The sequence below is a fragment of the Psychrobacter sp. KH172YL61 genome, assembly GCF_007182895.1.
GTDB lineage: Bacteria > Pseudomonadota > Gammaproteobacteria > Pseudomonadales > Moraxellaceae > Psychrobacter > Psychrobacter pacificensis.
In genome coordinates, this window is record NZ_AP019516.1 from 1,020,039 (window position 1) to 1,045,721 (window position 25,683).

Consider the following 25,683-nt stretch of genomic DNA (forward strand, 5'->3'; position numbering starts at 1 on the left):
TGAAAAGTTTTACATTGAAAGGTTCTATGATGTTTGCAGGGCACGCTTATCAAGTAGACCTGAATAGCGTGTTACCGCTAATGCCATTAAAGAGATAACAGCACCGATCCAAGCTGTATCTTGCAGTGACATATTTTCAACCACGCTACCACCGATGACTGAGCCCAGTGCAATACCGATATTAAATGCAGCAATGTTCAATCCAGAAGCGACATCGACAGCGTTCGGTGTATATTTTTCAGCTTGTTTGACCACGTAGATTTGTAGGCCCGGTACATTACCAAAGGCAAACGCACCCCATACCAAAATAGTGAGTACAGCAGCGATCTTGGATTGCATAGTAAAGGTGAATAATAAAAGAATAATGCTTAAGGCGCTAAATATAATGCTAAGCGCACTAATAGGGCCACGTTTATCTGCAAGTTTGCCGCCCCAGATATTACCGATAGCAACGGACACGCCATATACGAGCATGATAATACCGATGGCTGATGGCGCAAATTTGGTTTGTTGTTCTAAGATAGGTGCTAGGTAGGTAAATGCCGTAAACGTACCGCCATAGCCGAGAATAGTCATTAAATAGACCAGTAGTAATTGCGGTTTTACAATGACTTGTAATTGCTCTTTGAAGGTTGCAGGGATAGATTTTTTTAGGTTTTTTGGTACTAATATCGCGCTACCAATTAAAGCGATTAAACCCAGTGCTGAGACGACCAAAAACGTAGCGCGCCAACCGAAATGCTGTCCAATCCATGTACCAAGGGGGACGCCAGTGACGAGCGCCACAGTGAGTCCGGCAAACATAATGGCAATTGCACTGGCTTCTTTTTCTTTACTGACAAGGCTAGTAGCTATCATGGAACCAATAGAGAAAAACACACCATGTGCCAGACCAGTCAAGATACGGGCAAGTATTAAGGTTTCATAACTGGGTGCTTGCCAAGCCAGCAAGTTGCCGATGACAAACAGACCCATTAGGCTCATCAGTACTATTTTACGATTCCAGCGACCAGTGAGTGCAGTAAGGATAGGGGCACCGATAGCGACACCAACGGCATATAGGCTGACGAGCAACCCTGCTGAAGGCAAGCTCACGCCCAAATCGGTGGCAATAGTTGGTACCAATCCAACAATGACAAATTCGGTTGTCCCAATTGCAAATGCGCTTAGAGTAAGCGCCCATAAAGCGAGTGGCATAACGACATCCTAATAATTAAATAATGCGCGTAGTTTGACCGATTTATAGTTTGCAAAAACAGCACAAATGACAAAATACCTTTGTTAATTTTGTAAAGGTCATCATGATGATGGGACATGCTAAAACAGAAGATATAGAGATATTTTTGACCGTAGTGGATACGGGCAGTTTTACTGGCGCTGCCAACTTGCTGAATCAGCAAGTCGCTAAAGTGTCTCGTGCGGTGTCCAGACTCGAAGATACGCTGCAATGCACGCTATTAAATAGAACGACACGGCGCTTAGAGCTGACGGAGGAAGGACATGTCTTTATTAGATATGCGCGTGAGAGTTTAAATACGTTATATACCGGTGAAGAGGCAATTAAGCTGTTAAAACAAGCGCCGAGTGGGCATCTACGAATTGACGCTGCGAGTCCGTTTGTATTGCATCAGCTGACGCCTTTGGTTGGTGAGTTTGTGCAGCAGTATCCGCATATTACGCTTGATTTGACCTCGCATGACAATATCATCGACTTGCTTGAGCATAAGACGGATCTGGCTATCAGAATTGGCGATTTAAAAGACTCAAACTTGCATGCGCGTCTATTGGGTAAAAGTCAGCTGCGGCTAGTAGTCAGTCCTGAATATTTATATCAGCATAATGAAGTAGCTCATATTAATGATTTAAGCACTCATAAATTAATTGGCTTTAACGATGCGTCAAAGCTAAATAGCTGGCCACTAAAAACACCAGTGAAACTGAACTTTCATATGACTGGCAGTAGCGGCGAGACTTTGCGTCAGCTGTGTTTAAATCATCAAGGTATCGCTTTACTGTCAAATTTTATGATTGGTGACGATTTGAAATCTGGACGATTGGTTGAGGTGTTGCCTGAGGCTATAGTAACACCAAACAATCGCGAATCCATACAGGCGGTCTATTACAAAAACAGTGCCGTATCATCGCGTATTTTAGCATTTTTAGATTTTATTCAGCCACGACTGACATTATAAGTTTTATCCGTTTTTATTCATTTTTATAAGGGGTATTATCATGGGTTACGTTTTTATTTATCTTGCCGCGGTGGTTATCTTTCTAGGAGTGGATGCTGTTTGGCTGACGACCATGAAAGGGGCTTTTTATGAGTCGCGCATCGGTCATCTATTGGCGGATGAGCCTAACATGATGGCAGCTGGTATCTTTTATATGTTTTATATCTTGGCACTCTGCATATTGATTCTATATCCACAAATCAAAGCAGGTGCATCAGTTGGTCATATTTTCTTACTTGGTGGTTTGATTGGTCTAATGGCCTACGGTACATATGACTTTACTAACTTGGCACTATATAAGGGCTTTACGCTAGATACAGCGCTCGTTGACTTTGTATGGGGCGGTGTTTTAACGGGGTCAGTCAGCGCGATTGTCGCTTGGCTGGCTTATCGTTTTCATTGGTTGAGCTAACCAAGATCGCCCTTATTCATAAAAGCTGGCCCTATATAGCTTTGATTTACATAACCTAGACCGATTAGAGACATAGGGCTGTTTGCGCTATTTGGTGTCCTACTGTATAAATGGTAGGCACAACAAATAAGTGTCAAACCATTTAAGGAACGTTATGCCGCAATACAATACCAGCTCGACTGCCAAAAAAGCCCCACTGAATCATGAACTATATATGTCGATATTGATGACGCCTGATATGGCAAATTTTATCGGTAATGTCCATGGCGGTGATTTGCTAAAGATGCTCGATCAGGTCGCTTACGCTTGTGCCAGTCGTTATAGTGGTAGCTATGTCGTGACATTGTCCGTGGACCAAGTTATGTTTCGTGAGCCTATTTATGTGGGCGAATTAGTAACCTTGCAGCCAGTGTCAATCATGTGGGAAATACCTCAATGGAGATTGGCATTCGTGTTGAGGCAGAAGATGTGCGTGCTCGTACCGTGCGCCATACCAATAGCTGCTATTTTACAATGGTTGCTATCGATGATAATGGCAAGCCAACTCCTGTCCCTCCGCTTGTCATCAAAAATAAATTACAGCAATGCCGAGCAGATGCAGCGATAGAGCGAAAAAAACTGCGTATGGAAAGCGCACATCGTCCCAGTTGTGATATTGAAAGCTTGAATCAAAATTTTGGCGAGCCTGAAGATATTGCCAAATAGAGTCACTAGATCTGGTTATCAGATGTTGATGATATAACGGCCTTACGCTACAACGACTCACTAAAAAGACACTGATATTGTAAAGCGCTTACTTTAAGCTGATAGGTATTTCAAGCCATTCGTCCATGGTGAATATATTCACTATCAACATGTTATTCCAGTGAGTTTAGTATGAGTCTAAAGCCATCCGTTGGTAATCCCCAACATCATTCGTCAGCTTCTTCTAAAGTGCCGAGTCATCGTGCGCGTGGAGGTGGCAACCTGACAACCTTCAATGATCCTAAATTAAAGCATACCCTTAACCAAAGTCCTGAAACCAACGATGAGCACTCAGGCTCGCTCATTACGGTGTTGATTGCCGTTGGTGCCAATGTCATTATCGCGATTGCAAAAACCGTGGCTGCCTTTTTGACAGGATCTGCTTCCATGATTGCTGAAGCAGCTCATTCATGGGCGGATGCGTGCAATGGTACGTTGCTCATTGTCGCCGAAAAAAATCTGTTAAACCTGCTGATAAGAGCCATCCATTAGGCTATGGCAAAGAATCCTATGTCTGGTCAATGATTGCTGCTTTTGGTGTATTTACGGCAGGCTCGATTGTGTCTATTTATACGGGTATTAAGGAGTGGAACGCTACTGAATCTGAGACCAATTATACGATTGCTTTTATCGTTTTAGCAGTCGCCTTTGTGCTTGAGGGGTTTTCGCTGGTTCAGGCTTATAGACAGAGTAAAAAGCACGGCGAAGCATTAGATGTGAGTGCGCTTGGCTATGTGGTAGATACCTCTAATCCGACTTTGCGTGGTGTGTTTTTTGAGGATTTAGCTGCCGTTATTGGCTTGGTGGTTGCCGCCGCCGCTATGGGCATGCATGCCTATACTGGAGAGGCTTATTGGGATGCGCTTGGTTCTATCATTGTAGGCTTATTACTGGGGGTGGTCGCGATATTTTTGATTAGCCGTAACCGTGATTTTTTGGTGGGGTATAGAGTCACTGACCGTATGCACGAGTATGTGTTGAGCGAACTGCTCAATCATCCAGATATCGATAGTGTGTCCTATCTACACCTAGAGTGGGTTGGTCCTAAAAAGATCTTTATGGTCGCCGCAGTGGATATCGCAGGCAATCAGAAAGAAGAACATGTCGCTCAAAAGTTTGAGGAGATTGAAAACTTGTTCCGAGATAACCCTGTATTCCAAGAGGCAATTTTGACACTATCGGCACCGAATGCTGATATTCTGAAATTAGAAGATATTTGAGCTATAAAGCAAGTCAATAAAAGAGAATACAGTGGACGGATTTATTGGCAGCAGGTAGATTGTTAAATATTCGATACGTCATTCATTGTGTAAGACACAAAAAGTGTAAGACACAAAAAAGCCGTCAATAATGACGGCTTTTTTTATTCGCAATTATGAGTCTAAAATACCCATTAATTCACGGATACTTATTTCTTTGGCGCATTCGCACCGATGAACCAAGCATCTTTATCGACGATGCGACTAGCTTCAGTGAATAGGTCAGCGGTATCTTCATCACCAGCGTCGCCAGCAGTAGCAATAGCTTCTCTTAATGTCTCTGCTACTTTTTGTAGCGGCTAGTTAGCTCGCGTACGTGTTGATCTACTTCAGTAATATCAGTTGGGTAGTCATCTAGAATAGACTCTTTTACCACACGACTTGCCAGACCGTTTGGTTGACCACCCAAAATCACAATACGCTCAGCAATAGTATCTGATACTTCAAGGATACGATCTGACGTTTCGTCTAACAACTGATGCACACCGATGAAACCAGTACCTTGTAGGTTCCAATGACACTGTTTGCCATCTAGGGTTAGATCAATAACGTTTGCCAAGTTAGCATTTAACAAATCAATCATTTGTTTTGCGGTATCGTCTGAAATTCCACTTGCGTAACGTTCTCTCATATTTTACTCCGTTATTTATTTAAAATTATTATATTGAATGAAAATCTCAATGTATTGTTATTAGTCTTTTACTCTTACCTGATGACAATCAATCCAAAATAAATATCAGAAATATCTCTATCTGCCGGCTGATAAGTCACCTGCTTGTTAATTCATGATCGATAATAGCAGCTTGAATCGATGTTGGAACCCCTCAGTGTTAGGCTTTGTTAGGTGGTCGTGTAACGGGTTTGTTAACCGTGAAAATCTTTGTAAATTTATCAAAGTCTATGTGCGTTTTTTATAACAACGGCAGGTTTATTTATCGATAAATAGTATCTTTACAGACTTATATTTTGTGTAGCGCGATATGGCAATATGTATAAGATAAGACTCGTCATTATCCGTTAAAAAGCCTTTAAAAACCGCTGCTCAGACTCCATATTGTTATAAACTTTAATAAGAAGAAAATTACTATGAGAATGCCTGAACCGCGCTCATCGCGTCAGTTAAACCAATTGGCCGCTCAGCTCCAAGGCGAAGCTGAAATCAGTGGTGTCAATGCGTCTGGAACGAAAATATCCAGCCGTGCCTTTGAGATGGTCACCGATTTTGAGCCAGCAGGCGATCAGCCGCAAGCCATCGAAAAGCTGGTCAAAGGTATTGACTCTGGTATGGATGAACAGCTATTGCTAGGTGTGACGGGCTCTGGTAAAACTTATACCATGGCTAAGGTCATCTCTGAATGTCAGCGCCCAACCATCATCATGGCGCATAATAAGACCCCTGCCGCGCAGCTATATGGCGAGTTTAAGTCGTTTTTCCCAAACAATGCGGTTGAGTATTTTGTCAGTTATTATGACTACTATCAGCCAGAGGCCTATGTCGCTGCTAGCGATACCTTTATCGAAAAGGACAGCGCCATCAATGATCACATTGATCAGATGCGTTTGTCTGCCACTCGTGCACTACTTGAGCGTCGTGATGCGATTATCGTTGCATCGGTATCGTGTATTTATGGCTTGGGTGATCCAGAAAGTTATTTAAAAATGCTATTGCATGTGGTGGTTGGTGATCAGATAGACCGTACCGCAACTATTAAGCGTTTGGTTGAAATGCAATACACCCGTAACGAGTTAGATTTTGGCCGTGGTACTTATCGTTTGCGTGGTGAACTGCTAGATATCTATCCTGCTGAGTCTGAGCAACTGGCGGTACGTGTGCATTTGTTTGACAATGAAGTGGAGAAAATCACGTGGTTTGATCCGTTAACGGGCAAGACCGTACGTAGTGTGCCGCGTATTACCATTTATCCAAAATCACATTATGTGACGCCGCGCAATAAGTTAGAAGCGGCCAGTGAAACCATACGCGCTGAGCTTGAGTCGCGTTTGGAGTATTTTCGCGAAAACAACAAGCTGATTGAAGCACAGCGTCTCAAAGAGCGTACCCAGTATGATCTTGAGATGATTCAGCAGCTTGGCTACTGTAATGGTATCGAAAACTACTCACAGCATCTCTCTGGTCGTCCATCAGGGGGAAGCGCCGCCGACGTTGTTTGATTACATTCCAGAAGATGCTCTGCTGTTCATCGACGAGTCACACGTGACCGTCTCTCAGATCGGTGCAATGTATAAAGGGGATAGATCACGCAAAGAGAACTTGGTCAACTATGGCTTTCGTCTGCCAAGTGCGATGAACAACCGCCCGATGAAGTTTGAAGAATGGGAGCGCATTAAGCCCAAAACCATTTATGTCAGTGCCACGCCAGCGCTGTATGAGCTTGAACATAGTGAGCAGGTGGTAGAGCAGGTTGTACGTCCAACGGGTCTGATTGATCCTGAGATCGAGATACGTCCGGTCTTGACACAGGTCGATGATGTGCTGTCTGAGATTACCAAACGCCGTGAAAAAGACGAGCGCGTATTGATTACCACCCTGACTAAGCGCATGTCAGAGGACTTGACCAGCTATCTAAAAGAATATGGTGTCAAGGTCGCTTATCTGCATTCAGATATCGACACGGTAGAGCGTATGGAGATCATTCATGAGCTACGTACTGGTAAGTATGATGTGTTGGTCGGCATTAACTTGCTGCGCGAAGGTTTGGATATGCCTGAGGTCTCATTGGTGGCGATATTCGACGCAGATAAAGAAGGGTTTTTGCGTTCTGAGCGTTCACTTATTCAGACCATTGGTCGTGCAGCACGTCATTTGAACGGCAAGGCCATTCTCTATGCAGATCGCATTACTCCAAGTATGCAGAAGGCGATAGATGAGACAGAACGTCGCCGCGACAAACAGATTGCTTTTAACCTTGAGCATAATATTACGCCAAAAGGCGCGCGCCGTAGCATCACTGATAAGATTGATACAGGCGAAAGCCTAGATGCCAATGACAATCAGGCTATCCCAGTCAAGAGCAATTTGCCTGATGTCGATATCAATATCTTGCGTAGTCCTGATTTATTGGCCAAAGAAATCAAACGTCTTGAGAAGCAAATGCAGCAAATGTCGCGTGATTTGAAATTTGAAGAGGCGGCGAAGACCCGCGATAAAGTGCTGGAGCTTAAAGCACATTTGAGCTGATTGTCTGTATTAAATAATATAAAAAATGGGGTGCGCACTGAGCACCTCATTTTTGGTCTATTCGATAAGAGGGCGCTGACAAAGATTGGAATAGAACCCAGTGCCACTTACCATATCGGTATCAATCTTATAATTCATACAGCATTCCAAAGCATTGGCTCATGATGGGTTCGGTAGTTTGCCATATGCAGCGGAGTTTTTGGAATCGACACAATTTAGGCGTATTGTTTATGGTGCTTACCAATATCTACCCTCACAAGCCAGCTTTATATTTCATGAGGTAAAGGGGGACGTACAAACCTATGTCAACAGAATGCACGAGCATGGTATTGCGGTTGGTCGCGAGTTTGCGCCCATCACAGGTTTCAATCGTATAACGCTTGGCAGACCTGATGAGATGGCAGTATTCGTTGAGGTGCTCAAATCATTTCGTGAACAAGGTTGGGTTTAATCACTATAAATAGGATAGTGTCTTGATAAGACTTGAGGCAAGCTCTTTATTTTTACCAACATCAAACGCAGTTTTACATATCGCACCTTAAAAAATCGCTCTCTATCTTATAGAATAGCCTCATAAAGCATGATCTACTCAGCATATACATAAAAGCTTTATTACAGCAATAGAAGTAGGCATGCTCTTGTATTTTATAATTATAAAGTTAGGGAAGTACTTATGTTTGATATCAAGTCGTTTTTTAAGCGGGAAGTAGAAAAAAAGCTTATCAACGTGGACGATTATATTTTTATGCCTGAGCGGGTAGAGATGGAGCTTGAAGGTGGTCAATTAAACTGTGTGTTAAATAGTGATGGGCGTGTAGATATTTTTTTATAGCAAGGAAGGGGTAACTGAGGTTGGTTCAGCGTCACGCAAGCATCCTTTACCGCATTTGAAAAAGAGCTGTATCATGGTGTTTATGATGATGTTATTACCGAATTAGTAAAAGAGGTGGATAAAATTATTGATGGCTCCTCTAAGTATTTCCGGCGCAGCCAGACATTGCCTTTACAGCTGCTCTATCCCAAAACCCAGCTGATTCAAACAAATTTTAGGCAAATGCGATAACGTAAGTAGGTGGTAAGTAGGTAGATAGTATAAACCGTCAAAAAAAGGGGTGTGCTATTGGTAGCGCACCCCTTTTTTGTGACGTTTTATTTATTAATATTGTGCTCTATTTGACAAAACTGGCATAGCAGCTTTGAAGCGATTTGGCGACAACTCTAGTGACCAGTTGAGCGCGATACTGAGAATCGATAGCGGCATTACCCAATTCAACGATGGTCACTTGCTGCGGGGCTTGCTCACTCACGCAACCACAAACGTTACTTTTAACAGACTCTTGCTGCGCTTCCGTCATGGCGACGCTTGCAACACGCCAAGCGGTTTGTTTTTCAATTTGGCTACGGCATTGGTTGTCGATCGCCGCTTTAAAGACATTCATGCCAATCTCATTTGCGGTACCAATTGCTGTGCCTGTGCCGTCATTTGTAGCACCTGTCGTGGTGCAGCCTGCTAGCGCGACAGTAGCCAGCATAACGGTCGATGCCAAAAGTTTTTTCATAAGTGAATCCTTGAAAGTGTTTGATAATCTCTAAAGTGGTATATTATCAGTAAAATATAGTAATGGCATCATTAACCCGTCGCCTGAGACAGTCTACAATGCGCTTACTCACAAAAAAGCCAGCTAAAAAATCTCATAGCTGGCTTTGTAAATATGGCGTTGCCTAATGTTTATTAAACATTTTTACCATGTTCTTTTGCTGAATGTCTTTGGCAAGCTTATAGCATTCGTTGATATGGTCAGTAGCGATTTTCTTAAAAATTGTATAACCCATGGTCGCAGCAACCAGTTGACCGCCTAATGGGACAAATTTGGTGACTTGTTTGGCTGCGATACGACCACCAAAACCTTGAATGGTTTTCTTAACGATACCACGTGTTGCCATCAATCCTGCAAAATCTACAGTGCGATCTTTGACAGCGCTCCAATGCACTTCGCGTGACTGAAGATCGATTGCTGACTGACGGTCTTCAATCAAACCAAAACGTTCGCTGATCTCAGGAATCAATTGCGTCAGCATGCCAGCATCAACCGCCACATCAAAGAACGGTACAGGAACAATGGCAACACCAGCAGATATTCTGGCGCGTTTTTTTACCATGTCGAGGCATTCTTTTTTGACTTTATCAAGATCTAAGCTAGGATCGATCGTATTTGGTAATTTTTCAGCAGCTGGTGTGGTTTTCATAAAGTATCCTTATAAATAGTTAAAATATTGATGATGTAACCGTCAATAATTAGCAAGTCTCTCAGTTGTCTACTATTCTATGAATTTATAGGTGCCATACAATCATTGCTTTGTAGCAAAATGCAGAAAACTACGGTCACTATGCATCCTTTTTGTAAATGAAGAGTCACATGCGATACGTGTTCACTGAATAAATCCTTTTCCAAATTACCATTTAAGCCAACATCTTTGGTAAATAAATGCAATATTAGCTAGTGTACAGAGACGCTATAAAGAGACGTTATAAATTGTCGTTGTGACCCTGCCTTAAAGGCAGTAAAATACGCTCATGCTAAATTTAACTCCCCGTAATACCAGCACTCGCATTGACGAGTTGCCCGCCGCGTTGCAACCACTTGCCGCCCAATCATTGACGCTTGCTCGCTTATATGCAGGCCGAGGTATCACTGCACCTGATGAGCTGGAGACTGGTTTGTCTGGTCTGTTGCCTGCTGACATGCTGCACGGTATCACTGAAGCCGTGCGTCTATTGGACATCGCTATCGATGACGGTCAGCGTATCCTGATCGTTGGTGACTTTGACTGTGATGGCGCAACCAGTACCGCGCTGATGATGCGCGCACTCACAAAGATGGGGGCAGTCGTCGATTTTTTGGTGCCCGATCGCTTCAAATACGGTTATGGGCTAACGCCAGAGATTGTCGAATTGGGCATCGAAACCTTTCAGCCGGACATGATCGTGACGGTCGATAACGGTATCTCCAGTCATGAAGGTGTGGCGCGTGCCCAAGCGGATGGTATTACGGTAATTATCACCGACCATCATCTCACGACTAAAGAGACACCACCTGCTGAAGCCGTCGTCAATCCCAATCAGCTTGATTGCAATTTCACCAGTAAAGCACTGGTCGGGGTAGGGGTCGCGTTTTATGTGCTCGGACGATTGGCAAAGCTGCGCCGCGACGCTGGCAAGTCTACGGTGCAGGTCAGTCAGTATTTAGATTTGGTAGCGCTTGGTACGATCGCAGATGTCGGCGTACTCGATAAAAACAATCGTATCTTGGTCCATCACGGGCTATCTGCTATTCGTCAAGGTCGCTGTTGTATGGGTATATTGGCGCTACTTGAGCAAGCAGGCCGTGACCCCAAAGCAATTACACGCACAGGATTTTGGCTTTGTGTTAGGGCCACGTATCAATGCGGCTGGACGTATGGATAATATGTGTATCGGGATTGAGTGCCTATTGACCGAAGACTGGAGTACCGCCCAGCGTTTGGCGCAAGAGCTTGAGCAACTAAACCGTACACGCCGTCACGTAGAAGGCGAGATGCGTGCGCAGGCAGATAGTATCGTACAGACATTGGCTACTGAAACTGATATTGAGGTCGATGAAAATACAAGCGACAGTGGCGATGACCTCATTACTCAAGAAGTTAATACTCAATTCGCCACTACTCATAAGACAAGCCATACAGACACTCGTAGTATCATTCTGTATCAGGATGATTGGCATCAAGGCGTGATTGGTATTGTCGCTGGACGTTTAAAAGAAAGTCATTACCTACCTAGCATTGTTTTTGCGCCAGCAGATACAGAGCAGACTGGTGAAGACGATGCGATTAAGGGATCAGCACGGTCAATTGCTGGCGTGCATATTCGTGATGCGATTGAGCAAGTCGCCGAGCGTCAGCCTGATCTCATCAGTCATTTTGGTGGTCACGCGATGGCAGCAGGTCTGACCCTAAAGCGTCGTAATTTTGAGCCATTTGTCGACGCCTTTAATGAGGTGATGGCACAAATGGATGATGACGTGTTTGCAGAGCAGAAATTCACTGATGGACCTTTGCAAGCGGGAGATTTTAGCTTGTGGTTTGCTGAACATTTAGCAGATGCTAGCATTTGGGGTCATGGATTTGCACCGCCGATATTTGACGGTGTGTTTGAGGTATTGAGTTTTAAGATATTAAAAGACAAGCATCTTAAACTATCGCTGCGTTATCCAGACGTCCAATATCCAATCGAGGCAATCTGTTTTAACTTTGACAATGACGCTTGGGATTACCGTGCCAAAAAAGTGCATTTACTATTTCAGCTAGATATCAATGAATGGAATGGCAAACAAAGCTTACAGCTGATGGTAAAAGACTTGGCTGTGGTAGAGCAAGGTTAAGGCTTAAATGCTATCAGTACAGTCAAGTTTGAGTGTGCTGATAGCATTTGCTACTTTTGACTTAACATCAGTACTTCCACTCAAGAGTGGGGAACTGCCAATCATAACGAATAGCCAGCATACGCAAGGTAAAAATCGTACTCATCGCAGAGATATCAGCAACCCAATCGGTAACGCCTAAGTTCTTTAGAGCAAAATATAGAATACCCCCAGTTAACGCCGCAGTGATATAAATCTCTTGCTGCAATACCAGTGGAATCTCATTACAAATCATATCGCGAATGATGCCACCAACGATGATGGTAATCACCCCCAACAACAGTGCCACTGGCACATTGGTACCCATACTATCAGCGACCTTGATACCGATGAGCGTAAAGGCGGATAGACCGATGGTATCGGACAGTTTGAGGAACTTATCAACGCGTCTTGAGTTTGGATGAAAAAATATCTGCATGGCTAGGGGAAGAGATCGTAATGAGTGTCAGATAGCTCATATCTACCATCCAAAACAGCGGATGACGATCCAAAATCACATCGCGTACGGTGCCGCCACCGATGGCTGTGACAATAGACACCAGCAAGCAACCAAAGACATCAAAGTTCTTATGCTTGGCTAGTATCGTCCCTGAAACGCTACAGGCGATAATCCCAATCATATCAAAAAAATAGATCAAAGAGCGCGGATCAAAAGTAGTGATTAGGACAGCAGGATCTAATACGATAGCCAACATAAGCCATTCTCACTATTTTTGATGATTGTCAGCTTTTATGTACAAAAAGCATTGCATTTTTGATCAGCTATTTAAGCAACCAAACGGATAGAGGGCAAATGCCAGTCGAATCTGAGCGCCAGCATGCGTACCGCAAAGATGACAAACAACATAATAAACTCATTGATGCCAGCGCTGACACCGACATACTGCAGGCATAAATATGTCACAGATCCTGCGATACTGGCCGTGATATAAATCTCACGCTGCAATACTAATGGTATCTCATTGCAGATAATATCACGGAGCATCCCACCAATAATGGCTGTCCAGACGCCCATCATGATAGCAATAAGAGGTGACATGTCTTGGGTCAATGCGACCTTAAAGCCAATCACGCTAAATGCCGCGAGACCAATGGCATCGAAAAGCTTAAGCGCATTGTCGATCTTGTGATATAGATGAAAGAATATTTGTAATACAAGGGATGTCACGGTAATGACGATCACATAGTTGAGATCCATCATCCAAAATAGTGGGTGACGATCTAGTGCCATGTCACGTAGCGTACCGCCGCCGATGGCATTGACCATCGAAACCAAGATGCAGCCAGCAATATCAAAGCCTTTGTGCTGAGCGAGCAATGTCCCTGCAATTGCGCAGGCGATGATACCCACCATGTCCAATAAATATAATAGAATATCAGGAAAAATTAAATCATTAACCATGGTTATATTGCCAAATATTGAACATCAAAATGATGGAGTTTTTGTTTTGAATAATGAATTTTTGGCTGATGTAAAAAACTCAGCGCATCGTTAGAGCGTCATTTAGCCATCTTTGCAAACAGTATCAAGCCAATGATAATCAGTACAATACCGACCAGACCTAAGGCTGAGGGTAGTGGATTTCCCAGCAGGATCATACCACCAATCAAAGCAAAAATGATTTCACTGGCTTGGGTCGAGTCAACGCCCGCGACCTCACTTGAGGTCACCGCGTGCTCACGCGCATATAAAAACAGACTGGTCGCGGCCACCCCTGATAACAAGGCGACCAGTAGCGTGTTAAATACCTGCGCGCTGCCAGGTAACTCAGGGCGCACCATGATGCCTAAAACGAGCCAAAATGGCAAACTCCCGACGGTCATCAACCACACTTTGTTAAAGGCGTTCTGTAACAGATCCGTCTCGATAACAGGAATACGTCTGATCAGGGTTTGCAGTGTGGAGTTGTTCGCAGTATCACGGTCAGCGCTATGCGTATCAGCAGTATCATGCGCGCTGGCCAATAATGCTGTTTCGGCGCGCATCAGCTGCGAGTGGTGCTCACTATCTTGATGCCTATCTTGGTGTCTAGCTTTAGGCTGTTTCGCATTGTAAGAGGCCTGCCAAACCAACTGATTGCCAATAGGATAGCTAAACGCCGCGATCAGTGCTGGCAGCGCGCCATACAGTAGCATTTGCGTCAGTGGTATGGCATTGGCATCACTAGGCGCGTGCAAACCTTCACTGACGTTGACCAGTACCACGCCAACAAAAACAATCAGGGCATAAAAAATGAATTTTTTATCAAAGCGTTGTCCGAATGCCAGTAAGACAAGCAAACTGGTCACGACGGTAAACATAAAGGTCGCCGCCACAACCCAACCACTGGCGTGATCACCTGCATAACAGATGCCAGTATAAAACACGCCGAAGCCAATACTACCAGTAATGCACCAGAAACCTATATGTTGACTAAAAATCGCCCAAAGCTCTTCGATGCGTCCCATACCGTGTTGAACAGCAATCATTGCCGTCAGTAGTAGTAGCACAAATACGTAGCGCAAGCTCGCTGACCAAAACCAATGCCCACCAGCAGCGCTCATCAGCTCATTTAATACAAAGGTTGAGCTAAAAAACGCACCTGACAGTAGTCCTAGCAAGATCAGCCGAATCATGTTTCCTCCTTGAAAGTACGTGCCTGTATTTGTATTTATATTTATTGTTCTAAATGGATGTTCTATCAGTGACTAGCGTATGGTTTGTCTTTTTATTTGCCTTTGGCATCTGCCCAAATAATTTTGTGTAGTTGCAGCTGAAAACGAACGGGCAAGGCATCTGCCAGCATCCATTCAGCAAGCTCTCTTGCCAACACAGGTACCTCAGGGCTGAGCGCTTCATCGACATCATCTGCCACGTTGAACATCGGCGAAAACCAAACGGTACCGACCAATTCATTTAACTTATGCTCGACTAATTTTTCTTTTGCCCAGTCATAATCTGTGCGGTTCATGATGACAAACTTGATCTGATCGTGCTCGGTGAGATGTTCGAGATTTGACCATAAGTTTTTGTCCACTTCGCCTGAGCTTGGTGTTTTGATATCCATCACTTTGCTGACGGCTGGTGGTACATTTTGCACCGAGAGCGCGCCCGCTGTCTCAAGGGATATCTCATAGCCATCGCTGAGCAAGCGTTTCATCAACTCAATCGCATTTGGCTGTGCTAATGGCTCACCGCCAGTCAGACAAATGCGCTTACATGGATAGCTTTTGATCGTGTCTATGATGGTTTCTAATGACTGACGCTCGCCGCCCGTAAAGGCATATTCGGTATCACAGTAGACGCAGCGCAGCGGACAGCCCGTTAGACGTACAAATATCGTCGGCAAGCCAGAAGTCAGGGCCTCACCTTGTAGGGAATAGAAAATCTCAGTCAAACGTAACCCCGCTTCAGGGTCAGTGACGGGGATAGCGGCGGTGCGCAATAGTGATTCACTCATAATATGTCAAATACAGTTAAAGGTTGATAAGGCGATGGAGCGGTTATCAATCGTAATAAAGAAGAAGGCAGGCTGTGTGGTATTTGTCGTTTTATGTTTGGATAAAACAAAACCAAAAAACGGATTATAACGCAACGCTCTGCATTAGGGTGCAAAAAAGACGCTGAAGTTTTCTTCAGCGTCTTTAGTAACTATGATTTATCGACGTCCGTACCGTTCGGGTACGAGGCTATAAATATTAAAATACTAGTCTAAACGTAATAGCTCATTCACAGCGGTTTTTGCACGAGTTTGCGCGTCTACCTTTTTCACGATGATTGCAGCGTACAAGCTGTGAGTGCCGTCTTCTGATGGCAAGCTGCCTGGTACGACAACAGAGCCTGCTGGTACACGGCCGCGATGGATCTCGCCAGTCTCACGGTCATAGATGCGTGTAGATTGACCGATATAGACACCCATAGAGATGACAGCGCCTTCTTCGACGATCACGCCTTCAACGATTTCAGAGCGCGCACCGATAAAGCAGTTGTCTTCGATGATGGTTGGGTTGGCTTGTAATGGCTCTAAAACACCGCCGATGCCAACACCGCCTGATAGATGCACGTTTTTGCCGATTTGCGCACATGAGCCAACGGTCGCCCACGTATCAACCATCGCGCCTTGATCGACGTACGCGCCAATGTTGACATAAGAAGGCATCAATACCGCACCCGCTGCGATATATGAACCTTTGCGAGCAACGGCTGGTGGTACCACACGGACGCCTGCTTCTTTGAACTGTGCTTCAGTCCAGTTAGCAAATTTCGTTGGCACTTTGTCATAGAACTGCACATGCTCGCCCGCTGCTTGAACGTAGTTGTCGTTCAAACGGAACGATAGTAGTACCGCTTTTTTGGCCCACTGATTGACGACCCATTCGCCATCTTTCTTTTCGGCCACGCGTAGGCTGCCATTATCTAGCTGCTCGAGTACTTGCTCAATCGCGTCACGCACGTCTTGTGGCATGTTGCTTGGGCTGTATTCGTTGCGGTTTTCAAAAGCTTGTTCGATGGTTTGTTGTAATGACATAAAGATTCCTAAAATAAGTAAAAGGGAGAGGTGACTCGTATTTATAGTGACATAACTTGGGCGGACCGGCTTAAAATACAATACTTGTAAAATATGGACGATTGTACAAGATAACTGGGCCAAAAAACTTGCTTGCTATATTGTCGCTAATTTGACCACTTTTAGCAAACAAGTTCAGTATGTCATTATGGCAGTGCTCGAGAAGAAGCGCTCACAAGACTGCTCAAGATGAATTGTTTATCGTGCTTTAAGCGCCTGGTGTGGTATTTTTTATCCACGCTAAAATGTCTTGGTAAACCGTTTGATTGTCTGTTTCGTGCAATACTTCATGGCGCATATTGGGATACAGTTGAATGTCAACGTGGTTAAATTTTTGTTTATGTAGGCGTTTGACCACGCGGCGAATACCGCGTCCCATGTTACCAATAGGATCATCTTCACCGCTGATAAATAGCATTGGGAAGTTTTTGGCAATGGTGGTAGCCCAGCCTTTGTTTAGTCCAGTATCCATCAAAGTAAATAATGTCATAAAGCCATTATTGGTAAAGTCAAAACCAGTCTTTGGATCAGCTTCATAGGCTTCAATATTTGCAGTATTTTCACTCAACCAAGCAAACTTCGATGATGCGGTGCGATCCTTTAGTTGACTGTTCAACACCTTATTCATGGTATTGGCAAGGACGGTGTTCGGCTGTCTAGGTGCTACTTTTGCCAATACTTTATTAATAGGTAGCAAAACTTTGGTCAATGGATTGACGTCTGCTGAACCCATCAATATCGCGCCTGCAAAATTATGCGCATGATGCTTAAGTACGTTACGCACGATAAACGAGCCCATGGAGTGGCCCATCAAAAAATGCGGTACATCGGGGTGACGTACTTTTAGGCTATCTGCCATGACAATCACATCTTTTAGCAGCGACTGCACGGGATGCTCTTCACCAAAAAACCCTAAATCTGCTTTTGGTTTTGATGGTTTGACCATGACCAAGATGATCATAGGTTGCGACAGCGATGCCATTGTCCGCCAAGAACTGTGCAAAATCTGCATAGCGACCACTGTGCTCTGCCATCCCATGCACAATCAATAGCGTCGCGCTGATGGCAACATTTTTGTCACTTGGCTCAAAAAAGTTGTGGTGTAAGTAGTGAGTGTTGTCGGAGGAGAGAATGTTATCATTACTGGTATCGAGAGTGTTACTCATATAAGCTTCCTTGACAGGTTTTAATGGTCTATAGTCAATCCACTATAAAAGCGTTACAGCGTTAACCTTGCTTGAAGTATGACAGATACATCTGCACTCGATTGCCTTGTACCGCTCTTAAATTGGATCAACTATATATTTTTTATGGATCGTTATTTCAAAAATGTCGATCAGTTAGGTGGCGTCGTTATGATTTTTATTTTACTAGGCGCTGATTGGTCGAGCATTTTACCTTATTTTTTTGTGTTACGTGACAGGGTAATGAAATCTATATTTGCTAGCACCATTTAACGACAAAAATGAATGTGATCAATATTCTCTACGCCATTTTTAAGTGGGATTGACTATACTAACTACTCCTATCCATTATAAATCTCGTAATTGCTCGATTAGCCAGCGGTGAATGCCACTGTCATTGGTACGTGGATGCCAAGCGGCTATTATCTTAAAGGTAGGCGGTAGGGCTTCTACTTTAAGCGTTTTAACTTTACTGTTTGGCAGTAGTCGCGCGGGATAAAAGGCAATCATGTCAGTGGTATGCAAAATATCTGGCACAGCTGAAAAGCTAGGCACTGACATCACAATGTTTCGCTTAAGCCCTTTTTCGGCAAACCACTGATCATGAGAACCGCGCAAGTTGGCACGCGAAGGCGATACCACCAGCTGCGGGTGTGCTGCAATTTGTGCCAGTGTTAACACCTTTGTTGCGAACTCGTTTTTATAACCTGTAATGCATAAATGTTGTTCTTCAAACAAAGTGACATAAGATAAATTATCAGGGATAAACTCTGGAAAGGTAAGTAGTAAATCAAGTTCGCCTGCCGCAATAAGCTGATTGATATTGTCTGAGGCAAAATCTCGCACTATCAATTTTAAGTTAGGCGCTTCACGGCGCGTTAGATTAAACAACTGCGGTAATAATGCCTGCGTCGCATAATCGGTCACACTAATCGTAAAAACACCTTTATAGGTTTGCGGCATAAACACATCCGGCTCCAAGAGCACCTCTAACTGTCTTAATAGACCTCTTGCAAAAGTCATAATTTAAGCTCGGAATTAATGATACCAGCAAACAGCTTCATTCTAAGATCATAGCGCTGACGACGGTTGCGATATTTATGAGCCACGATTTTAAACAACTTGATTAAGCCTATTTTGTGCTCAACCACAATACGGAACTTTGCCAGATAGTGATTGGCCTGTTTGCATATCTCCAATAACTGACCACCACGAGGTTTCTTAAATGGTGTGAAAGTTTGGTTATGTAGCTTTGCTAACCCTTGATAACCACTGTCTGCTAGATAGTTAGTGTTCTCAGGTAACCAATCAGGACAAGTATCTTTATACAGCTTAAAATCGTGGATTGACCCTTTACAGGTTTGCACATCAAGTATCAAACCGGTTTGCCAATGAACGATAACCTGCGCTTTTAAGGTGTGTTGTTTTTCTTACCGCTGTAGTAGTCTCTTTGGTTTTTTTGGACGCTCAATTGGGGTTTCGGTGGCATCGACAATGACGACGCTCCAATTGATGTCCTCATCGACACGACTAGGCAGCTTTTTAGGCAATTCAAACTTGCCAGAGTCAATCAGTGTGTCTTCTACTTTACGAATGATACGGCTAGCAGAAGACTCATGAATACCAAAGTCCATACTGATATGATAAAGCGTGCGGTATTCACGCCAATAAGTCAGGGCTAGTAGTATCTGCTCCTTAAGACTGAGCACACTTGGTCTGCCTGATTTGGTCTTAGATGCTTCATGCTCTTGCATGGCCTCAAGCATGTCATAAAAGGTGGCTTTATGAATGCCAGTGTAGCGTTTAAAACCAGCGTCACTTTGTTTGAGTAGCTTATCTATGTTTGGCATGGTTCTTAGACAACGATGAATGTTCTTCTTATTTTAATTCCCTCTGCTACTTTTGCAAGAGGTCTAATATATCGTTAATAGGTTGCTGCATCGATAGTGCTTTTGGTGTGGGCACCATGCTATTTCCTTGACGAATAAACAGACGATCATCAAATAGATCACGTAGCTTACGCAGCTGCTCACTGATAGCTTGTTGGGTTAAGCCCATTTTACGTGCAACTTTTGATAGGTTCTTTAGATCAAGCAATGCCTGTAGCACTCTGAGCTGTTTGATATCAAGCCGATTTATACCATTCATCATCTGTACCATTAATAATTGTATCTTCAACAAGAAAACGTTGTTTCTAATTGTACCTCTAAAACTTTATGCTTACTCATATTACTTAAGTGATCAATCAAACCTTAAAACAACGGATAAATTTCAAGTAATAAGCCTATCTGTTTGCTATAAAAGAGAATGTCATGAAACAAACTATTCCTAATACCAGTGCACTGTTTTCGCCTGTAAAACTTGGGCCTTATACGCTTAAAAATCGTATTGTGATGCCACCATTGACGCGCTCTCGTAGCACGCAACCTGGCAATATTCCTAATGATTTAATGGCAAGTTATTATGCCCAGCGTGCTTCTGCAGGCTTTATGGTGACGGAGGGGACACAGATCGAACCTAGAGGCCAAGGTTATGCATGGACGCCAGGTATTCATACGCAAGCACAAATTGAAGGCTGGAAAAAAATCACGCAAGCGGTACATGCCAAGGGCGGTATTATCTTTGCTCAGCTATGGCACGTTGGCCGTGTGTCTCATACTAGCTTACAACCCAACCAAAATCAGCCTGTAGCGCCCTCTGCTATTACTGCTGATAATGTCAAAGTATTCATTGAAACAGGTCCAGGCGAAGGTGCTTTAGCTGATCCAAGTGAGCCGCGGGCACTGAGCACAGAAGAGGTGAGCGAGTTGGTAACGATGTACGCTCAAGCCGCTCGCAACGCCTTAGAAGCGGGTTTTGATGGGGTAGAGCTGCACTGTGCCAATGGTTATTTAGTGAACCAGTTTATCTCTGAGCATAGCAATAAACGTGATGACCAGTATGGTGGCTCGCTAGAGAATCGTTTGCGGTTCCTAAAAGAAGTGGTTGCTGCTGTGAGTGATGTGGTCGGTGCTGATCGTTTAGGCGTCCGTTTTGCGCCTTTGTTTGCTAGTACCGGTGAGGATCGTGTACTTAGGGCTGGTAGAATCAGATCCTCATCATACTTATATTGAAGCGGTTAAAGTACTTGAGAAAGCGGGCATCGCTTATTTGTCCATTGCAGAAGCTGATTGGGATAATGCACCTGATTTACCAGAGCCCTTTTATCAAGCGGTTAGAGCTGAGTTTTCAGGACGTATTATTTATGCGGGAAAATACACTGTAGAGAAATCGCTCAATATGTTATCTAAAGGTTATGGTGATTTATTTGCTTTTGGTCGTCCTTTTATTGCTAATCCTGATTTACCAGAGCGCATAGCTCATCATTGGTCGCTCAATGAGGTAGATCCAGCCACAATGTATGGAGGCACGGAAATAGGCTATAGCGATTATCCTTATTATCAAAAGTAGCTATTGAAAAATAAGGCCATTCGTGGCCTTATTTTTTTATAAAGTGAATACTGGATTATGAAAATAATCGAAAATGGCGTAGATAATCTTAGTAGTGTTGAACATTGGGTATAAATTGATGGCAAAAAGATATCGTTCGCTATGCCTCGCACCATGCTCAAAGATGAACACTGGACAAGACTGAAACCTATATTACTAGAACTTAATATCTATGTCATACTTCAAGCGAGGTTAACGCTGTAACGCTTTTATAGTGGATTGACTATATACAGCGTAATGCATGCACATAAACCGTGATAAAGGTTTACAACAGCATCGAAATTTGGTTAAATAAAGTTGAAACTAAGTTTCACATAGCGAAACAATATAAGTTTTGGCTATGATAAAAGATGCAAGTATTTTCTCAAAAAGCCTGAAATATAAGGCATTGAAAGCAAAAGAGAAAACAGTCTTTGGTTTATTTATCACAAAAATTGCTATATTATTACTCAGGTGTAACGGATTAATACCTATATATTAATGCCGTTTATTGTATTAAATCGATTATTTCAAGGATGAACTCAATGCTCACTTCTCTAAAATCTCCCTTACTTTTTTCAGCGATATTAAGCGCCATGCTAGGCTTAACCGCCTGCTCATCGCCAAGCTCAGAAGGCAATGAGACGGCTGCTGCGGATAGTACGTCAGCTGATGCGGCTACCGATACACTCGATACTAAGTTCCTAACCATTGCCACAGGCGGTGCGTCTGGCCCTTATAACATCATCGGCACTGCATTGTCCGAAGTCTATGTAAAAAACTTTGGCGTTAACTCAAAAACACAAACGACAGGTGCGTCCGTTGAAAACGTCAATCTATTGACCCAAGGCAAAGTGGACATGGTCTTGGCACTCAGTGACGTGGTCACCGATGCTGTCGAAGGCAAAAACAACTTCGATAAGCCTATTGACAACATCCAGCAAATTGCCGTTTTGTATCCTAACGTCGTGCAAATCGTGACCACGAAAGACACGGGTATCAAAACCATCGAAGATTTAAGAGGCAAGCGCATCGCAGTTGGTGATCAAGGCTCTGGTACCGAAGTCAATGCGCGAACACTACTAGAAGGGTTTGGCATCACTTATGATGACATCACTGTTGATTACTTGGGCTTTGCTGAAGCAGCTGATGGTATGAAAGCGGGCAAGATTGAAGCCGCATTCTTTAGTAGTGGCTTACCAAACTCATCGCTTATGGAGCTTGAGCAAGGCGTGGATTTGCAGTTGGTTTCTATCGACCAAGACAAGCTAAAAGAAATCATTGCAACCAAGCCTTATTTCAATACCTTTGAGATTCCTGCTGGTACTTATGGCAATGAGGGCAGGTGTGCCAACTGCTGCAATCATGAATGCATTATTGGTGAACTCTGATCTGTCTGAATCTGATGGCTACAAATTGACTAAGGCGTTATTTGATAATCTGGACGGTCTAAAAACAGCACACCAAGCAGCCAACGATATCAGTCTAGAGACGGCTAGTGACGGTATGGTCGCTCCAATTCATCCTGGCGCTAAAAAGTACTATGACGAACAAGCAGCCAAATAATTTATTATGGTTATCGACTGGCGCTGCAGGACTTGCCGCGCTGGTTTTTTTGACCCTATGGATAGGTGTCGCGCGTCAGTCTGTGGTCGAGGTTCGCGTTGCAATAGAGGGTAGCGATGACAAGGTATGTTATTTCACTGACCCTGACTTTCAGCTGCGCTGGATACATTCTGTAGAAAAGCAGTGGTGGGAAGAGCAGTACCAACGCATAGAAAAAAGCAGCACAGAAGAGGCTATGCTACTCCTCACCACCACATACTTTGAAGCATTTGGTGCTGGTACGCCTTCGACCGAACCCCTTGCGCCCATACAAAAACCTGGCTATCTGGGTTATCAAGTCAATGAAAAACTACCTAGCCTAAATTGGGTAGTCTCTAGACTGACCAAAGGCGAGATCGATTATACTGGTCATCGTTTTTGATTCATCAGTGGGTGCCAGATTATTCTGAAGTGGTGATCATGCCTAAGACGTATGGTTTAATTGATAGATTTAAAAAGGACTTGTGTCATGAACTCCCAAGTGACGGATCACGGTAGCGTGAATACCACGCCAGATGCTGACGTTGATAAAGATGCTGATGCAGATGCGATCAACAAAGCAGTACTGGAAAAATATGACCGAGAATCAATCACACGTCATATTACGCAAGGACCAGTAAAGTATTTCATTGCTGGTATTTGTATACTCTATTCACTTTTTCATCTTTATATTACCTTTAACCCGATGCCTGCATTGCTACAGCGCTCTGTACACGTCGGTGTTGGTTTTGCCTTAATTTTCTTGATTTTCCCCGCCAGTAAAAAATAGCAGCCGCAGTCGAGTCGCTTGGTATGACTGGATTTGGTTTTTATTGTCTTTATCTGGTATGAGCTATTTGATCTACGAATATCAAGACATTGTGACCTCACGTGGTGGCATGGCCAATCCGCTTGACGTGATATTTTCGCTGATCACTGTGGTCTGTGTGCTAGAAGGCAGTCGCCGTATCACCGGTTGGATTTTGCCAATATTGGCAGGGATATTTTTGGCCTATCCGTTTGTCAGTCACATGGATTTCATGCCTGATAGATTGCTGACTCGCCCTTATGACATGGGCGATATTTTTGGTCAATTATTCCTAAAAACCGAAGGTCTTTATTCTGTTGCGATTGGCGCGTCAGTGACCTTTATCTTTTGTTCATTCTCTTTGGTGCATTCTTGGCACGCTCAGGAATGGGACAGCTGTTTAATGATTTGGCATTAGCCATCGCAGGTCACAAAAAGGAGGACCTGCAAAAGTCGCGGTGATTTCTAGTGGCTTTATGGGCAGTATTAATGGTTCTGCATTATCAAACGTGGTAAGTACGGGTGCCTTTACCATTCCATTGATGAAAAAGGTTGGTTATCATAAAGATTTTGCAGGCGCGGTTGAGGCCAGTGCCTCGGTTGGCGGACAGATTTTGCCACCGATTATGGGAGCCAGTGCGTTCATTATGGCGGGAGACCACTGGTCTGCCGTATAGTACGATTGCGCTTGCCGCTTTGTTGCCTGCGATATTGTACTACTTAGGGGTCATTGCACAAGTGCACTTCCGCGCTGGACGTCGTGACCTAAAAGGTATCGCCAAAGAGAGCTTACCCGCGGTAAAAGAAGTGTTAAAAGCTCGCGGTCACATGCTATTACCGATTGTCTTCTTGATTTTCTTATTAATCAGAAATGTACCTGTGGGATATGCAGCTGCTTATACGATTGGTTTTACCGTGGTAATCAGTATGCTACGTGCTGAAACACGTATGAGCTTCTCTGATATTTTGGGTGCATTAGAAGACGGTGCGCGCCAGTCGCTCGCGGTTATGGCGGCTTGTGCAGTCGTCGGTATTATCATTGGCGTGGTCAGTCTGACCAGCTTTGGTACGGTAATGACATCTTCTATCGTGACCTTAGGCGCAGGGTCATTGTTCTTTACGCTTATTTTGACGATGCTCGCATCAATGGTCTTGGGCATGGGGCTACCTTCTATCCCTGCCTATATCATTACCGCGACCATGGCAGCCCCGGCATTGGCAGGGTTTGATATTCCCATCTTGTCAGCGCACATGTTTGTCTTCTACTTTGGTATCTTTGCTAATATTACCCCGCCTGTGTGTCTAGCAGCCTTCGCTGGTGCAGGTATATCCGGTGGTGATCCGATGAAAACAGGGTTCTTGTCGCTCAAACTGGCACTTGCCGGATTTATCGTACCGTTTATGTTTATTTATAGTCCGACGATGCTCATGATAGATCCAACTGGTCTGGCAGTTACGGCGAAAGACTTCCCGCTACCGCCTATTTTGGATATTATCACAGTCGTTGTGACCTCAGTGACAGGTGTGATTGCATTAAGCTCAGCGCTTGAGGGGTACTTCAGAGGTGAGATGAATACCATAACCCGTATCATCTTAGCGATTGGTGCCTTGTTATTGATTTATCCTGAGTTGATGACAGGTATCGTAGGCGGTGTGATTGTACTTAGTATTGCGGTATTCAATATAAAGACAAGTGCGGCACCAACGCCGACAGTGAGTGTTTAGTTTTAGCCACTGATATTAGAGTAAGTCATAAAAAGGGTGAATAACAGATTTGTTATTCACCCTTT

The 25,683-nt window shown here is 43.9% G+C and carries 18 protein-coding genes and 9 pseudogenes; 13 read left to right on the top strand and 14 right to left on the bottom strand.

The features are described 5' to 3' along the window. Positions 1-24 precede the first annotated feature (24 nt). Positions 25-1,197 (bottom strand): MFS transporter, encoded by a 1,173-nt coding sequence (locus PKHYL_RS05390; protein WP_071001942.1) that lies wholly within the window; start codon positions 1,195-1,197, stop codon positions 25-27. 104 nt (positions 1,198-1,301) lie between these two features. Between PKHYL_RS05390 and PKHYL_RS05395 the strand changes: the two genes are divergently transcribed. The 5 genes and pseudogenes from PKHYL_RS05395 to PKHYL_RS05410 all read left to right on the top strand — a co-directional run bounded on the left by PKHYL_RS05395 (position 1,302) and on the right by PKHYL_RS05410 (position 4,607). Continuing rightward, on the top strand, positions 1,302-2,192 hold the full coding sequence (locus PKHYL_RS05395) for a LysR family transcriptional regulator (RefSeq protein ID WP_228724559.1): 891 nt from the start codon (positions 1,302-1,304) through the stop codon (positions 2,190-2,192). A gap of 40 nt (positions 2,193-2,232) precedes the next feature. Next, positions 2,233-2,643: a DUF2177 family protein gene (locus PKHYL_RS05400; protein ID WP_071001940.1), complete on the top strand. Its 411-nt coding sequence runs from the start codon at positions 2,233-2,235 to the stop codon at positions 2,641-2,643. Positions 2,644-2,797: 154 nt separating this feature from the next. Next, positions 2,798-3,348: pseudogene (locus tag PKHYL_RS05405) on the top strand (acyl-CoA thioesterase). A gap of 171 nt (positions 3,349-3,519) precedes the next feature. Beyond that, positions 3,520-3,879, top strand: coding sequence for a cation transporter (locus PKHYL_RS17250; protein ID WP_269778265.1), 360 nt, complete (start codon positions 3,520-3,522; stop codon positions 3,877-3,879). After that, positions 3,810-4,607, top strand: a complete 798-nt coding sequence (locus PKHYL_RS05410; RefSeq protein WP_269778266.1) for a cation diffusion facilitator family transporter — start codon at positions 3,810-3,812, stop codon at positions 4,605-4,607. Before PKHYL_RS17250 ends, PKHYL_RS05410 begins: the two co-directional genes overlap by 70 nt. 322 nt (positions 4,608-4,929) lie before the next feature. Here the strand turns inward: PKHYL_RS05410 and dps are convergent, their stop codons facing one another. Beyond that, a complete protein-coding gene (gene dps, locus PKHYL_RS05415) occupies positions 4,930-5,277 on the bottom strand; it encodes a DNA starvation/stationary phase protection protein Dps (protein ID WP_240366172.1) in 348 nt (115 codons plus the stop codon). 455 nt (positions 5,278-5,732) lie between these two features. Here dps and uvrB point away from each other — a divergent pair. From uvrB to PKHYL_RS18005, 3 genes and pseudogenes are all read left to right on the top strand, one after another. Continuing rightward, positions 5,733-7,845 (top strand): annotated as a pseudogene (gene uvrB, locus PKHYL_RS05420) (excinuclease ABC subunit UvrB). 178 nt (positions 7,846-8,023) lie between these two features. Next, entirely contained in the window at positions 8,024-8,296 is a 273-nt protein-coding gene (locus tag PKHYL_RS05425) for a hypothetical protein (protein ID WP_143007408.1), read from the top strand. A gap of 222 nt (positions 8,297-8,518) precedes the next feature. Continuing rightward, complete coding sequence (locus tag PKHYL_RS18005) at positions 8,519-8,677, top strand: hypothetical protein (RefSeq protein WP_332835931.1); 159 nt, start codon at positions 8,519-8,521, stop codon at positions 8,675-8,677. Between the two features lie 337 nt (positions 8,678-9,014). On the opposite strand, the gene PKHYL_RS05435 is transcribed toward PKHYL_RS18005, so the two are convergent. Further along, positions 9,015-9,404 (bottom strand): hypothetical protein, encoded by a 390-nt coding sequence (locus PKHYL_RS05435; protein WP_071001935.1) that lies wholly within the window; start codon positions 9,402-9,404, stop codon positions 9,015-9,017. A gap of 173 nt (positions 9,405-9,577) precedes the next feature. Continuing rightward, positions 9,578-10,092, bottom strand: a pseudogene (locus PKHYL_RS05440) (hypothetical protein). Between the two features lie 328 nt (positions 10,093-10,420). On the opposite strand from PKHYL_RS05440, the pseudogene recJ reads away from it, so the two are divergent. Next, positions 10,421-12,263 (top strand): annotated as a pseudogene (gene recJ, locus PKHYL_RS05445) (single-stranded-DNA-specific exonuclease RecJ). Positions 12,264-12,330: 67 nt separating this feature from the next. Here recJ and PKHYL_RS05450 read toward each other — a convergent pair. The 10 genes and pseudogenes from PKHYL_RS05450 to PKHYL_RS05495 all read right to left on the bottom strand — a co-directional run bounded on the left by PKHYL_RS05450 (position 12,331) and on the right by PKHYL_RS05495 (position 20,211). Beyond that, positions 12,331-12,997, bottom strand: a pseudogene (locus tag PKHYL_RS05450) (trimeric intracellular cation channel family protein). A 71-nt stretch (positions 12,998-13,068) separates the two neighbouring features. After that, positions 13,069-13,704, bottom strand: a complete 636-nt coding sequence (locus PKHYL_RS05455) for a trimeric intracellular cation channel family protein (protein ID WP_240366174.1) — start codon at positions 13,702-13,704, stop codon at positions 13,069-13,071. Positions 13,705-13,802: 98 nt separating this feature from the next. Continuing rightward, entirely contained in the window at positions 13,803-14,918 is a 1,116-nt protein-coding gene (locus PKHYL_RS05460; protein WP_240366175.1) for a multidrug resistance efflux transporter family protein, read from the bottom strand. Positions 14,919-15,010: 92 nt separating this feature from the next. Then, positions 15,011-15,742, bottom strand: coding sequence for a 7-carboxy-7-deazaguanine synthase QueE (gene queE, locus PKHYL_RS05465; protein WP_240366176.1), 732 nt, complete (start codon positions 15,740-15,742; stop codon positions 15,011-15,013). Positions 15,743-15,988: 246 nt separating this feature from the next. Further along, positions 15,989-16,810: a 2,3,4,5-tetrahydropyridine-2,6-dicarboxylate N-succinyltransferase gene (dapD, locus tag PKHYL_RS05470; RefSeq protein ID WP_071001928.1), complete on the bottom strand. Its 822-nt coding sequence runs from the start codon at positions 16,808-16,810 to the stop codon at positions 15,989-15,991. A 247-nt stretch (positions 16,811-17,057) separates the two neighbouring features. Beyond that, positions 17,058-18,015, bottom strand: a pseudogene (locus PKHYL_RS05475) (alpha/beta fold hydrolase). A gap of 366 nt (positions 18,016-18,381) precedes the next feature. After that, positions 18,382-19,056 (bottom strand): LysR substrate-binding domain-containing protein, encoded by a 675-nt coding sequence (locus tag PKHYL_RS05480; RefSeq protein ID WP_240366177.1) that lies wholly within the window; start codon positions 19,054-19,056, stop codon positions 18,382-18,384. After that, a complete protein-coding gene (locus PKHYL_RS05485) occupies positions 19,053-19,412 on the bottom strand; it encodes a transposase family protein (RefSeq protein ID WP_071002208.1) in 360 nt (119 codons plus the stop codon). The genes PKHYL_RS05480 and PKHYL_RS05485 overlap by 4 nt, the downstream gene beginning before the upstream one ends. 51 nt (positions 19,413-19,463) lie before the next feature. After that, on the bottom strand, positions 19,464-19,883 hold the full coding sequence (locus PKHYL_RS05490; protein WP_240365372.1) for a transposase family protein: 420 nt from the start codon (positions 19,881-19,883) through the stop codon (positions 19,464-19,466). Between the two features lie 46 nt (positions 19,884-19,929). Continuing rightward, positions 19,930-20,211 (bottom strand): helix-turn-helix domain-containing protein, encoded by a 282-nt coding sequence (locus tag PKHYL_RS05495; RefSeq protein ID WP_240366178.1) that lies wholly within the window; start codon positions 20,209-20,211, stop codon positions 19,930-19,932. 134 nt (positions 20,212-20,345) lie between these two features. On the opposite strand from PKHYL_RS05495, the pseudogene PKHYL_RS05500 reads away from it, so the two are divergent. The 4 genes and pseudogenes from PKHYL_RS05500 (at position 20,346) to PKHYL_RS05520 (ending at position 25,618) form a co-directional block, all read left to right on the top strand. Beyond that, a pseudogene (locus PKHYL_RS05500) lies at positions 20,346-21,483 on the top strand (alkene reductase). Positions 21,484-22,046: 563 nt separating this feature from the next. Then, positions 22,047-23,067, top strand: a pseudogene (locus PKHYL_RS05510) (TAXI family TRAP transporter solute-binding subunit). Then, positions 23,045-23,488: a DUF1850 domain-containing protein gene (locus PKHYL_RS05515; protein WP_240366179.1), complete on the top strand. Its 444-nt coding sequence runs from the start codon at positions 23,045-23,047 to the stop codon at positions 23,486-23,488. Before PKHYL_RS05510 ends, PKHYL_RS05515 begins: the two are co-directional and overlap by 23 nt. Before the next feature lie 87 nt (positions 23,489-23,575). After that, positions 23,576-25,618: pseudogene (locus PKHYL_RS05520) on the top strand (TRAP transporter permease). The last annotated feature ends 65 nt before the right edge of the window (positions 25,619-25,683 follow it).